Source organism: Pseudobacter ginsenosidimutans, from assembly GCF_007970185.1.
Taxonomy (GTDB): Bacteria; Bacteroidota; Bacteroidia; order Chitinophagales; family Chitinophagaceae; genus Pseudobacter; species Pseudobacter ginsenosidimutans.
Genome location: NZ_CP042431.1, coordinates 2,231,003 through 2,243,839, shown reverse-complemented (window position 1 = coordinate 2,243,839; position 12,837 = coordinate 2,231,003). Strand labels below are relative to the sequence as shown.

Sequence of the window (12,837 nt, the reverse complement as noted above, 5' to 3'; positions counted from 1 at the left end):
ATTCTTACTATGAATACTACAAAAAGCATTGAGCTGTTCAATCGTGCACAGGAAAGCATTCCGGGAGGCGTCAACTCTCCTGTTCGTGCATTCAGAAGCGTAGGCGGCACGCCGCTCTTTATCCAGCGGGCTGAAGGCACATATCTGTACGATGTGGACGGCAACCGATATATCGATTATATCGCATCCTGGGGGCCGATGATCCTCGGTCATGCTTATGCGCCTTTGGTGAAAGCCATCCAGGAGCAGGCTGTATTCTCCACCTCATACGGCGCACCTACCGAACTCGAGATCAAAATGGCCGAACTGATCAGGAGCATGGCGCCAAACGTAGACCTGATCCGCATGGTGAGCAGCGGTACAGAAGCCTGTATGAGCGCCATTCGCGTGGCCCGTGGTTATACCGGCCGCAATAAGATCATCAAGTTTGAAGGTTGTTATCATGGTCATGCTGATTCATTTCTTGTGAAAGCGGGAAGCGGCGTGGCTACATTGAATATCCAGGCTGTGCCGGGTGTTACCGCTTCTACTGCTGCAGACACGCTTACCTGTGCCTACAATGATCTGGCGGCAGTTGAGCAACTGGTAGCAGAAAATAAATCACAGGTGGCTGCTATTATCGTGGAGCCTGTTGCCGGCAATATGGGATGCATCATTCCACAAGCTGGTTTCCTCGAAGGCATCCGTAAGATCTGTGATGCGGAAGGGATCGTGTTTATTTTTGATGAAGTGATGACTGGCTTCAGGCTTGCCCGAGGCGGAGCACAGGAGAAATTGAAAATCGATGCAGACCTCGTCACTTACGGTAAAGTGATCGGTGGTGGATTACCGGTAGGCGCATTCGGTGGCAAACGTAAGATCATGGAAATGGTAGCGCCACTCGGAAGTGTTTACCAGGCAGGCACGCTCAGCGGTAACCCTATCGCCATGATTGCAGGATACACTCTATTATCTATACTCAATGAGCAACCGAAACTGCTGAAAGAGCTGAATGAAAAAACTGTTTATCTGAGAGATGGTCTTGACAAGGTATTGAAAGCATCTGGTACACCTTACGTGATCAATCAGCTGGGATCAATGATCAGCGTTCATTTCAGCGATAAACCGGTTACCAACTTCGCTTCCGCTGCAGCGGCCAACAATGATTTGTTCAAGAAATATTTCCATGCCATGCTGAAGCGCGGCGTATATCTTCCGCCTTCTGCATTTGAAAGCTGGTTCCTCAACAATGCCATGCAACAGGAACACCTGGATACTACTATTAAGGCTACTGAAGAAAGTTTGAAAGAGATACTTTAAGATATGCAAAAAAAGGATGGTCGCTGATTTACAACGACCATCCTTTTTTTATGTGTCACCAAATTAGTTTGGTTGTTCGCTCATATCATATACACTCAGCTTTCCATTGAATGAAAAAGCAGTTGAGAATGCGGAATTCTTGTTGGGGACATTGTATTGGTTATTATTAGCATACTCTTTGGTCCCTTCAATCTTCACATCCAAATTGATAGCACCCGTCTGCAGATCGATGCTTTTGAGATCGATATTGAAAGTAAGGCCGGTTTCTGGGTCGCCTTCCTCATTAACGTCAATCTCTCCATTTGAAAGCCCCAGGTCATCCCAATAGAGTTCGAAGTCCTTGTAAATAATTTTCTTGGTGGTAGGATCATAAACAAAATACAGCTCAATACCATTCTCGTCATACCTATCCTGATACCTGCGAATATAAATATCGTAAGTACCATTTAAATTCTTGCGCATTGCATCAGAATAGCTGTTGCTCCATTTGTATTTGAAGGTAGCAGTCACTTTGCGCTCTGCATTCTTTAAATCAGTGAAAGTGGTGGTAGCGGTGATTGGTTCATCCACACCCATTTCTCTTTTTAATTCATTGAGGTCATCCTTCAGGTCTTTGTTGCAAGAAGAGAAAGACAGTGCACCGGCCATCAGGGCACAAAAAAACACAAACGATCTTTTCATTTGATTGAGTTTTGAATTTAGGTTAATTGAATATTGAACAATAGAATTTCCTATCAGGCATCCTCATGCCTGTTCAGAACGTTTAATTGTAGATGGAAAAAATTGAAACTGTCTTATCCGGTAATGCTGGTTACTGCATTAATTAATAAATCCGGCTTATAGCTATCGTGGTGGGTGTAACGGCAGCAGGGTTTCAGAGCAGTGTTTCGATTTTTCATAGTTTGGCCAATGTTGCGGCTGCAAAGGAAATGAAAAAAACAATCACTTAAAAGCAAATAATAAAAAATCGACTATTCATTGACGTTGATCAAAAAACGATAATGTCCACAATACACCCTCAACATGCTGTCAAAAGCGTATTAAAGCAGACGTAAACGGGGCTGAACCATCAATTAAGCCTGCTGCAGGTCCAAGACATTTTTGGGAGAAGTTGGTTTGCCGACTGGTTTCTTTTTAGCCCTGTGCCTTCCTCGCCAGAGAAGGAAACCGGTCACAGGCAGGCTGGCTGCAATAAGACTTGCACAGAACATGAGGATCTTTCCGGGCAATCCCCATACGGCGCCGGTATGCAGATCGTAGTTCATGCGCGCGAGTTTATCCGCAGCATTCGCATCTTTGAATTTTCCGTAGATATGGGTTACTTCTATTTCTTTCAACGTGTACTGATCGAAATAGCGGTAATCGGATTTCCAGTAGGTATCAACATCGGGATTGATAGCTACCCCCAGTGAAGAGGAATCTGTTTCGGGATAATGTACTTCGAACATTTCCGCAGCAGGGTATTCTGCTTTCATTTTCTCGTAGATCACATCCACTGCAGCTGTTGGAGTATAGGTAGCGATATTTTTATCCGTGGAATGAGGTTCATAGAATTCGTAGGTCTTTTCACCACCGGTAACAGCGTACAATGTTTTCGCAAACCACTGGAATCCCCAGACCAGTCCTGTTACTGCCAGAACGATGGCCACCCAGCTCATGTAAAAGCCCAGTACATTATGGATATCGTAGTTCACGCGTTTCCAGCTGGCATTGAATTTCACTTTGAACCTTTGTTTGCGGGCAGCTCTGTTGCGCGGCCACCAGAGAAAGATCCCGGAAATCATCATTACAACAAATACCACTGTGCTCCAGGCCACCACCGATTGCCCGATCGCATCCGGCAGCCAGAGATAAAAATGTCCATCGAGGATGAAACGAAAGAAATCACCATGGAGCATGTCTTTCACTTTCAAAACTTCACCGGTGTATTGATTTACATAAACTGAATAATAGTATTCGGGATCGGGACTATAAAAAATGATGGCGGCAGCACGGCCTTCACGGGTATCGTAATTGATGCTGTGCGGGTGTTTACCAGGAAGTACGCTATCAGCAATCGCTTTGAATTGTGATGGCGTCAACTGTGGCTTATCACTTTTCTCCACAAAACGGTAAGGCTGGGTGAGATCGCTGATCTCGGCCTGGAAAGCATAGATGCACCCTGTGATGGCTATTATGAAAACAATAAGCCCGGACGCCAGTCCGAGCCACAAATGCAGCTTGCCAACAACTTTTTTGAGGGTCATTTCGCGAAAATAAATCAGAAATAGTTGTTTTCACAGGTTTTGGCCGCCGGAACGGTTACAGTGCTGAATTTTGACACAGGCATGAGAATTAGCCCCTGTGGCCGGTCCAAAAAAGTTTTTAGTGCAGCCCTGGGAACAGGGCCGCACCTTTCCACATTATGGAAAAAAGTTAGCGGGACGCAACCGGTTACTGCAGGCCAGCGGCAAAAGCCGACCAGGCGGACAGTTCAGGAGAACCGGGTTTCCTTTTTCCAAAGAATTGTACAATGAGTTCACCTGATGCATCGAATACTTCTACTGAATGCACCGGTCCGTCTTCCGTTGGCTTCTTCACCATCCAAACGGAATCGATATGATCGAGACGTAAATGCAAATTGAAAAGCGGATCCATCACATTGATCCAGTTGGGGATCTCCAGGATCTTCTTCACGGGTCCGGTATGGATCTGGATATTGCCATGATTGCCCACAAAAACCATGATCTCCAGATCTGTTGCAGCAGCATGCTCCAGCAATTGCTTAACGGTATCATTGCTCAGCTTTCGTGCAAAATCACCAGCAATGCGAAGTGCATGCACTCTGCTTACATTGAATTTCTTCAGCATGGGGAAGAAGTCGTGGGTGTCTTTCAGTTCGCTCCAGGCCTGGCGGAATGCAGTGGCATCCACTCCGCCATCGGCATGCTGATGAGGAACGGGCGCAGGTAAGGGGATCAACTCCGTGGATTGAATATTGGCTTCAAACTCACGGACAATATTCGTATATGCTTCCTGGTTGCTCTGATCTGTGAGGAATACTTTGATGATGGCTGTGCCCTGTGCATCGAAGATCTGGAAGGATTGTTTGAAGCCTGCTTCAGCATCCTCGAATACGGCAAATCCATGTGTCCAGGGCTGGAAGAACATACGCAGATCGATATCTGCTCCAACCACCACACCCATATTGGGGCCATGCAGGGTGATCTCTTCAAAGATGCCTTTTCTTTCGTGCACACAGCTTTCATTGCGTGTAAGCGCCATTACAAAACCCAGTTCCGGCATACGTTTCCAGAGATCACGGAGCCTGGAGCCATCGAGCCTGATCACGCGGCTTCCTGCAAAGGCAGCCAGTACACCTGCTTCAGTTGATCCTAGTTGCTTTGCACCATCGCGGATGCGCACACGGGGTTGCTCCTTGTGCAGTGCAATCCATTGGTCTTTCAGTGGCAAAGTGATTGTTGTATCCATTATTATTTTTTTAAGATCGAAGTAATACGGTTCTGTTCTTATGTCTTGCCGGCACCAGTATCGGGAAATCATATTCATCCGATTCCAGGATATCCAGTTCGAGATTATAGGCATTGCTGAGGTTCTCTGAAGTGAGCACATTACGCACACCACCTGATGCTACCAGACATCCCTGCTTCAGCAACAGGATGGTATCGGCGAATTGTGCGGCCAGGTTGAGATCATGCAGGATCACCACTACAGTATAGCCGAGCACTGATAATTCTTTTGCTTTGCTGAGCGCGACTTGCTGATGAAGTACATCCATGCTGCTGGTAGGCTCATCCAGTAACAACAGCCCCTGTTGTTTTTCATTGCGCCAGTGGGCATCGCTGTTTTTGGCAGACCTGAGCTGGGCCAGCACCCGCGCCATTTGTACGCGTTGTTGTTCCCCTCCGCTCAATGCCTGGTAATTTCTTCCTGTGAGATGCACTACCTGCATTTCGTCCATGCATTCCTTCACGATGCGATGATCATCCATGCCGGGTTTTGTACCGAAATAAGGATAGCGGCCCATCATCACGATCTCTTCGCAATTGAACGGCAATGCTGAAGCATAATGCTGACTGAGTACAGCACGCATGGTGGCCAGTTGCTTCACAGGGATCTTGTGCAGGTCTTTGTTGTTGAGCAGCACCTGCCCCATCGTAGGTTTGGATTCTCCTGAAAGCATTTTCAGGAAAGTGGATTTACCGGCGCCGTTCTGTCCGAGTACTACGGTGAGCTCACCTGGTTGGATGTTGAACGATAGTTTGTGCAGAATTGGCCGCTGCGCTATCCAGTATGATATGTTGCGTGCTGATACGATCATGATGGTACAGTGCGCAATTGTTTTTTTTGTTTGATCAGTAACATTACAAATACCGGAGTGCCGAGAACGGCCGTAACGATCCCGATCGGCAATTCTGCCGGTGCAATGATGGTGCGGCTGCACACATCTGCGAGTGTGAGTAAGGATGCTCCTGCCAACGCACTGTTGAGTAGCAGGGACCGGTGGTCGTTGCCGGAGATGGCGCGCATCATATGCGGTACTATCAATCCAACAAAACCGATAATCCCTGCTACTGCCACGGAAGCCCCTACAGCAAGTGTGGCCAGTACGATGATGAGTGTTTTCAATCTTTTTACATTGATGCCGAGATAGGCGGCTTCGTTCTCACCCAATGCAAATGCGTTGAGTGATTTCGCCAGTCGCGGCAACAACAGTATCGGTATCATGATAAATGGTAAGAGCATGAGTACGATCTGCCAGTTGGCGCCTCCGAGGCTTCCCATTGTCCAGATGGTAGCATTGCGGAGTTGCTGATCGTTGGCTGTATAAGTGATAAGATCGATGAGTGCGCGGCAGAGCGCGTTGATGGCCAATCCTGCGAGTAATAGTGTTACCAGCATCGTCTTGCCTCCTGATCTCGAGATCCTGAACACCAGGAAAGAAGTGATGCAGGCTCCCACGAAAGTGAAAAGACTGAGCAGGTAATATCTCGGCATCAGGTTATCGATGGCCAGGAAAGGAAGTGTGGAGATCACAACAATCACCAACACTGCAAACAACGAAGCTCCGAATGAGATGCCGATGAGTCCGGGATCGGCCATGGGATTGCGGAACAATCCCTGCATTGCTACACCGGCCACTGCCAGTCCTGCACCGATCAGCACGGCCATCGCCACGCGCGGCAACCTGATATGAAGCAGCACACTGGCCATTCCATCTTCATAGGCCACAGGCAGGTGGAAGCCAGCCTTGTTCATCAGAATGGCTACCACTTGCTGCGGTGATATCTTCATGGCGCCGATGCCTGCTGCCAGTATCACGATCACCAGCAGCAATACGATCAGTCCTATCGTTACCCACTTCTTCTTCATCACAATTAACCAATGATCTTTTTATTCAATTGCTGGATAGCCTGTGGCAGTCTCAGTCCAAAACCAGAGAGGAACTGGCCATCCATCGATATTATCTTTTTATTCTTTCCTGCATTGGTGCTGCTGACGCCCGGCACTTTCAGCAATCCATCCACGCCGCCAACACTTTGAAGGCCGCTGTCGAAAAGAAGGATCACATCAGGATTGGCAGCCACTACAGCTTCCGCAGATAAAGGCTTGAAATCTTTGAAATCAGTCATGGCATTGGATGCTCCGGCCAGTTTGATCATATGATCAGGACTTTGCCCCGTTCCGCAAACGGTCATGGAACCTGCACCTCGCGCATACACGAAAAGCACTTTCTTGCCGGTAGGCGCAATTTTCAATGCGGCCATTTCCTTATCGAATTTGCTGAGCAGTTCTTTTCCTTTTTCTACCGTGTTGGTGACTTTGGCGATTTCAGTGAGCATCGTCCTGGTTCCTTCAGCAGAGAATGCCTGTGGTATCAACTGTACTTTGACGTTAGCAGACTTGAGTTGCTCCAGTACTTCAGGCTTTAGTTCATCTTTCACTCCGAGGATCAGTGTTGGGTGAAGCGCCAGAATGCCTTCGGCAGAAATGTTACGGTTGTGGCCCACACTCGCTTTTTGCCTGAGTGAGGCAGGGAAATTGCTGGTTACATCCACGCCAGCTATCTGGCTCTCCAGCCCCAGTGAGCACAACATTTCACTGATCGCTCCGTTGAGCGACACAATGCGCTGCTGTGCACCGGACATACTGGAGATAAGTAAGGTTAATGGTAACAGTACAAAGAATATCTTCTTCATAAGATGTATGGTGGGGGTTAGGCTTTCTTAATAAGTTTGAATTCCAGCGTGGGATAGCCGCGTGTTCCGCCATCAGCAGGGCCAGAGTGGAAGCTGTTCCACCTGAGTTTGTAAACATTGCCGGCTGCGTCTTTGATCACATAGAACCGGTCTTTCAATACACCCAATGGTGGAAGCCCCTGTCCTGTTTGCGTGATCCTCCATTTTGAACCGATGGCATCCCGCTTATTGTTGAATGTCTGCTCCGCGATATGCGTTTCATTGAAACCGGCATAGCTCACAGCAGTAGTAAGTACTTCCGCAATCTGCACATTATTCCGGCTATTGGTGAACACGAGATCGGAATATGCATAGGGGATCCATACTCCCTGGTCTAGCGTCTTATACCAGCTCCAGCCCCAAACAAAATCCCAGCGGTCTTTTGGAGGTTCCACAGTTTTTACGCTGTTGGTGGTCAGTGAGAAGAAAGTATAATTGAACTTACTGTCCTTTGAAATTTCAACAGTTGTAAAAGTTTCTGAATTAAGATCTGCGTGCTGAAGTGTATATCCACCATTGGCGTTACGAAGCACTCTGATCTTCTTAAACCCCGTGAGTGCCGGTGGCGTGAATGAAGGGCCCGCAGTGTTGATCACAAATACTTTGTTGTCTGCATCTGTAGCGGAAACTTCACCCATGGCATTTTTGGTAATGTCACCTTCTACATCATCGATCATATTCAGATTACCGAACCCATATCCTACCTGCATTTGAGCGGCAGTGATATCGGCCTCTGTTACAGCTTTGATATCAGTCTTGTTCACTTTCAACACGGCCCAGCCGGCAGTATTGTTCAGCAATACGCGAAATTCAGGGCCTGCACTGAACATCAGGTCGTAGCTCTTTCGATCGATTGAAATCTGTGAGTTATTGCTGAGATCAACGTATACAGAATTCACAGCAGATGCACCGCCTGAACCACCGTTCAGGGTCATATCGATTCCTCCGGAAACGATAGAGGAGAATGACAATTTGATCTTGGTTGTTTGTCCAACCAGTGTTGACGCTGTTTTAATGGTGAACTCGATGTTCTCATCACCATTCAGCAGTATCTCTGATTTTTTGGTGACGGTAAATTTTGCACTGTTGCTGCCTGCAGGAATAGTCAGTGCAATTACTCCTGAGTTGGCAGCCGGAGCAGTGGTGTATTGTGTTCCGTAAACAACTCCTGTTTCTTTCAACCCGATGGTCAACGGAATATCCACATCTGTATTGCGCGACAGCTTTACGGTAATTTCTTTTGAAGTTTCATCGGTAGCAAGACCTTGTTCAGACGCTTCGAACTGTACCTGATTCTCTGCCAGTGGTGGATCGTCTTTCTCACAGGCCGAGAAAATTGTTGCTGTTCCTATCAGCATAAGTGCAGTAAATCTGTTCAACATGAGTGGGTGTATTATTGTGAAAATTGTATTTATTGATACCATTGAAAAACCATTCCCAAAAACCAGGAGCGGCCATAGCTCAATGGCAGGTCGCCTCCTGTACTGTGCGCTGCACCTGTGTTTCCGACAGTACTGGCAAGTGTGGTAACGTTGAAAATATTCTTGACTCCGCCATTCAGTGTAATGAATTTGCCGAGTGATTTACTTATTGTGGCATCAGCCCAGGAGAAGCTGTTAGTCTCCGCCCTGGCTGCAGCAGGTTGACCATTCACTGTCACTGCCTGGTATACGGGTCTCTTACCGGTGAACTTGTAGAACAGGCTAAGCCGGGTACCGATCTTTTGGAAATCATAGAGCAGGTTGGCATTCACTTCCGGCGACCACATGAAATCAGGAAGATCATCTTTTGAATAAGTATCATCTTCTGTGAGACTATTGTACCTGCCGATCATGGAGAATCCCACATTCAACTGCCATGCTTTGTAGTTGATTGAAGAGCTGATGGTGCCGCCTGTAGTTTTGAACTTATCGATATTGATATAGGTCATAACACCTGGCACAGAAAGATCCATTCCATAATTGATCTGGTTTCTGAAATCGTTGTAAAAGGCGCCCAGTGTGGTTTTCCACTTCCATTCTTTGCCGGATTGCGGATGCCAGGTGAGTGATCCGTTGAAACTGTTTGAATATTCTGCTTTGAGATTCGTATTTCCCTTGATGGAATGACTGGCATCGAAGAACCAGAAATACAATTCCCTCAATGCCGGCGAACGGAATCCACGGGCATAGGCCACACGCAGATCGAAATCTTTTCCGAGATCGAATTTTGTATTGATCGATGGAACCACCGGAGGTGCATCATACACCGAATTATGAATGAAACGAAGGCCCGGACGGATATTCACGCCAGCCGCCGGCTTCCATTCCGCTGATGCAAAAACAGCGAAGTCTGTAATGGATGGCGTTCCCTGAATCCGCGCGCCTTTTGCACTCTCCCGGTTAAGATCGAGACCAGGCTGCAGCGAGACCTTATCTGAAATTTTATATTGAGCAGTCAGTCTCGCCACTATACTGTTGAAGCTCGATCTGTCCTGCTCTCCTTCTCCTGTACTCAAAGTTTCTTTTCCTGTATTGAGATCTAAAATAGTTGTCTGCGTTCTTCTCGAATAATCCGTATAAGCGGCCAGTGCATTCCATTGCAGTCTTTCGCTCATATTGTATTCCGCCTGCAGCTGATGCAGGTAACGATGCGTATAGTAATTCTGATCGGGAGTAGTATTGGTTGTTTCAAAGACCGGGCCGTTATTGGTGATAGTTTCTGTAAGCGCATCAAAACGATACCAGGTATTGATCTTATCGTTCCTGTAACCGATGCGCGCATTGCCAAGCCATTGTTGTTTCGGATGCCATTCAAGTTTCGCGAGTGTAGTATCCCTGCTTTCTTTCCAGCCGCCGAAATCGTTATGTGCTCCACCAGCAGCAATTGTCCAGTTCTTTTTATTCCAAATGAGATTGAAGTATTGATTGTGCACGCCTTTGTTCAAACCGGGATCGTATTCACTACCGGCCGATTCTTCCTGTACGCCGGCCATAACAGCCAGTTTGCCTTTGCCTCCTTTCTTCGTGATGATATTGATCACGCCTGCCAGCGCATCTGATCCGTAAGAAACCGACATGGGCCCTTCCACGATCTCGATTCGCTCGATCGTATGTACATCGATCTGGTTAAGGCTTTCACGCGTATCACCGCGATCAACCATCGGCACACCATCCAGCAATATTTTCACATTCCTTCCGCTCATACCCATCAGCTCGATATCAGTTGTTCCGAGTGTTCTATCATTGGAAAATCGTATTCCCAGTTCATTGTTAAGAACTCCGGTCAAATTGGTAGCACCCTGACGGGAAATGCGGTCAGCCGAAATAGTACGAACCTGGTATACGGATTTGCGAAGTGACTGAGGTTGATATTGTCCGGTTACCACCACCTCCTGCAACGACCTAACGCGAAAGGGCACACTATCCTTTGCAGCCGTCTGGGCCGCAAGGTTGCTATTGGTTGCCATCATAAGGAAGATCCCGAAGAATGATCCTGTTATTATTATACGCATGTTCAGGTGTTTAGTCGCAAGTAATTGTTACATCATAAGCAGATGTATCCATGCAGGTAGCAGACAATAAAATCCATAAGAATCAAAAAGAAAATCTTTACAGGCAGAAGGGTTAGCACCAGCCTGTCATAATGTGGAGAAGCAAAAGTAGAGCGGGGAGGGGGTGAACAGGTTACCGGAACGGGAAAGAGTGTTTACGCGAAAAGAAATATGTGTTTTTTGGGTGGGGTTTGGGAGCGATTGAGGGGTGGGTCAATCCGGCTGATGAAACAAACCGGCGCGGGAGGATGTTTGATGAGCTGTTGTTGGGGTGGGTTGGGCGGTGGTGCTAAGCCGGGCTTTATCGCTTATGTTTCAAAGGCCGGATCTGACTCACCCCTCACCCGCTCCAGTCCCTGTTCACAGGGAGAGAGGGAGGGGGAAAAGTGCGTCAGCGAGATGAAAAGTAACAAGGGGTGCGTGAAGTGGTTATACCATTATAATAGGTAAGCTTAAAGTGAGGTATATTCCTGGAGAATGATGAGAAGAAAAATACATTGAGGATTTCTTATGTGTGAAGGCTGCATTTTTGATTGAATCATGAAATGGAATTGCAGCACATCCTGAGGGACCATGGCAAAAGGATATGAATGATCCGGCCTTTGAAACATAAGCGAAGAAGTTCAAAAGGATTACAACAGCCCAATCAAACCAAACCACAGCTCAAAAAGATATCCTCCCGCGCTGGTTTGTTTCATCAGCCCGGATCATTCATATCCTTTTGCCAACAACAAAAAAAATTAGTGTAACAACAATTCACATGGCTTGATGCCGGTATGACGCTTGAACGCCGTAGAGAAATGTGAAATGGAGGAATAGCCGAGCATCATGGACACTTCGGTTACACTCAGTCCTTTTTCATAAAGGAGGTAACGCGCATGCTCCATACGCTGGTTCTGGTAGAAGTCGAAGACGGTGGTGCCGAAGAGTTCTTTGAAACCTTTCTTGAGATAGCACTCATTGATCGCTACTTTACGGCTCAGCTCCTTGATGGTGATTGGCTCACCGATATGCTGGATGAGGATCTCGCGCGCTCTAACGATCTTGTCGCGGTCAGCTTCATTGGCGAGGAACTTGCACTGGAAGGCTTCGATCCCTTTTTCGCCTTTCTCTTCACCCAGCATGCATTCCAGGCTGTAGAGCAACAGCATCTGAACCTGTGCATTGATGTAGATATTCTCCATGCTGCCGGTGTAGTTGTGATTCAACACAGCTTCCAGCACCATACGTGTTCTGCCGCAGAGGTTGAGCATTTTGGTGAAAGAAGAAGCATGCAGGAACTGCAGGATCTCGTCGGATGAAGTATTTACCGGATCATTTGAACGGACAAACTGGGATAAATGGGCCGGAGCAAAACGGAAACTCAATACATCCACTGTTTCAGCGCGGTCACTGCAGGAACGGGTGTTGCCGAATTTGCACTGATCGCACTCAGTGGATTTTTGTTTGCAGTAAACATTACCAGACAAACAGAAGCGAAGCTCCAGGTAATTTTCTTTGGGCTCATTCTTGCGGAAATGATACACCATCATACCCGTATCCTCGATACTCCATTGCGAATGTTTTTCGTAACGGTGGATCATATACTGTACAGAACCAGGGATCTGCTGCTCTTTCTCGTGCAACAGATTCATCTCTTCCTGCATGATCGGCTGCTTGTAAGCCATTGCTAGTATGTCGGGCGGATGGTGCATAAACGGCGGTGCAAATGTACAGCTAACAACGCATAAGTTGCCAATAAGGTTGCGCCCCCAGGTCATGAAATTG

At 47.2% G+C, this 12,837-nt stretch carries 10 protein-coding genes; 1 reads left to right on the top strand and 9 read right to left on the bottom strand.

The genetic code is table 11. The features are described 5' to 3' along the window. Positions 1 to 9: 9 nt before the first annotated feature. Entirely contained in the window at positions 10 to 1,299 is a 1,290-nt protein-coding gene (hemL, locus tag FSB84_RS09210; protein ID WP_192909906.1) for a glutamate-1-semialdehyde 2,1-aminomutase, read from the top strand. Between the two features lie 63 nt (positions 1,300 to 1,362). Here the strand turns inward: hemL and FSB84_RS09205 are convergent, their stop codons facing one another. The 9 genes from FSB84_RS09205 to FSB84_RS09165 form a co-directional block, all read right to left on the bottom strand. Beyond that, positions 1,363 to 1,980: a hypothetical protein gene (locus tag FSB84_RS09205; protein WP_130541843.1), complete on the bottom strand. Its 618-nt coding sequence runs from the start codon at positions 1,978 to 1,980 to the stop codon at positions 1,363 to 1,365. 392 nt (positions 1,981 to 2,372) lie between these two features. After that, complete coding sequence (locus tag FSB84_RS09200) at positions 2,373 to 3,545, bottom strand: PepSY-associated TM helix domain-containing protein (RefSeq protein ID WP_130541844.1); 1,173 nt, start codon at positions 3,543 to 3,545, stop codon at positions 2,373 to 2,375. A gap of 187 nt (positions 3,546 to 3,732) precedes the next feature. Further along, on the bottom strand, positions 3,733 to 4,770 hold the full coding sequence (locus FSB84_RS09195) for a hemin-degrading factor (protein WP_130541845.1): 1,038 nt from the start codon (positions 4,768 to 4,770) through the stop codon (positions 3,733 to 3,735). A gap of 10 nt (positions 4,771 to 4,780) precedes the next feature. Continuing rightward, a complete protein-coding gene (locus FSB84_RS09190; RefSeq protein WP_130541846.1) occupies positions 4,781 to 5,620 on the bottom strand; it encodes a heme ABC transporter ATP-binding protein in 840 nt (279 codons plus the stop codon). Continuing rightward, a complete protein-coding gene (locus tag FSB84_RS09185; protein ID WP_130543178.1) occupies positions 5,617 to 6,672 on the bottom strand; it encodes a FecCD family ABC transporter permease in 1,056 nt (351 codons plus the stop codon). Before FSB84_RS09185 ends, FSB84_RS09190 begins: the two co-directional genes overlap by 4 nt. A gap of 5 nt (positions 6,673 to 6,677) precedes the next feature. After that, entirely contained in the window at positions 6,678 to 7,499 is an 822-nt protein-coding gene (locus FSB84_RS09180; RefSeq protein ID WP_130541847.1) for a heme/hemin ABC transporter substrate-binding protein, read from the bottom strand. Positions 7,500 to 7,516: 17 nt separating this feature from the next. Beyond that, positions 7,517 to 8,920: an HmuY family protein gene (locus FSB84_RS09175; protein ID WP_130541848.1), complete on the bottom strand. Its 1,404-nt coding sequence runs from the start codon at positions 8,918 to 8,920 to the stop codon at positions 7,517 to 7,519. A gap of 29 nt (positions 8,921 to 8,949) precedes the next feature. Beyond that, positions 8,950 to 11,031, bottom strand: a complete 2,082-nt coding sequence (locus FSB84_RS09170; protein ID WP_130541849.1) for a TonB-dependent receptor plug domain-containing protein — start codon at positions 11,029 to 11,031, stop codon at positions 8,950 to 8,952. Between the two features lie 779 nt (positions 11,032 to 11,810). Then, complete coding sequence (locus tag FSB84_RS09165) at positions 11,811 to 12,737, bottom strand: helix-turn-helix domain-containing protein (protein WP_225980025.1); 927 nt, start codon at positions 12,735 to 12,737, stop codon at positions 11,811 to 11,813. Positions 12,738 to 12,837: the final 100 nt, after the last annotated feature.

Bases quoted from the DNA above. Each gene is read 5' to 3' on its own strand.
- FSB84_RS09165 (WP_225980025.1), bottom strand. From the start codon at position 12,737: ATGGCTTACAAGCAGCCGATCATGCAGGAAGAGATGAATCTGTTGCAC.
- FSB84_RS09190 (WP_130541846.1), bottom strand. From the start codon at position 5,620: ATGATCGTATCAGCACGCAACATATCATACTGGATAGCGCAGCGGCCA.
- FSB84_RS09185 (WP_130543178.1), bottom strand. From the start codon at position 6,672: ATGAAGAAGAAGTGGGTAACGATAGGACTGATCGTATTGCTGCTGGTG.
- FSB84_RS09205 (WP_130541843.1), bottom strand. From the start codon at position 1,980: ATGAAAAGATCGTTTGTGTTTTTTTGTGCCCTGATGGCCGGTGCACTG.
- FSB84_RS09170 (WP_130541849.1), bottom strand. From the start codon at position 11,031: ATGCGTATAATAATAACAGGATCATTCTTCGGGATCTTCCTTATGATG.
- FSB84_RS09180 (WP_130541847.1), bottom strand. From the start codon at position 7,499: ATGAAGAAGATATTCTTTGTACTGTTACCATTAACCTTACTTATCTCC.
- FSB84_RS09175 (WP_130541848.1), bottom strand. From the start codon at position 8,920: ATGTTGAACAGATTTACTGCACTTATGCTGATAGGAACAGCAACAATT.
- FSB84_RS09200 (WP_130541844.1), bottom strand. From the start codon at position 3,545: ATGACCCTCAAAAAAGTTGTTGGCAAGCTGCATTTGTGGCTCGGACTG.
- FSB84_RS09195 (WP_130541845.1), bottom strand. From the start codon at position 4,770: ATGGATACAACAATCACTTTGCCACTGAAAGACCAATGGATTGCACTG.
- hemL (WP_192909906.1), top strand. From the start codon at position 10: ATGAATACTACAAAAAGCATTGAGCTGTTCAATCGTGCACAGGAAAGC.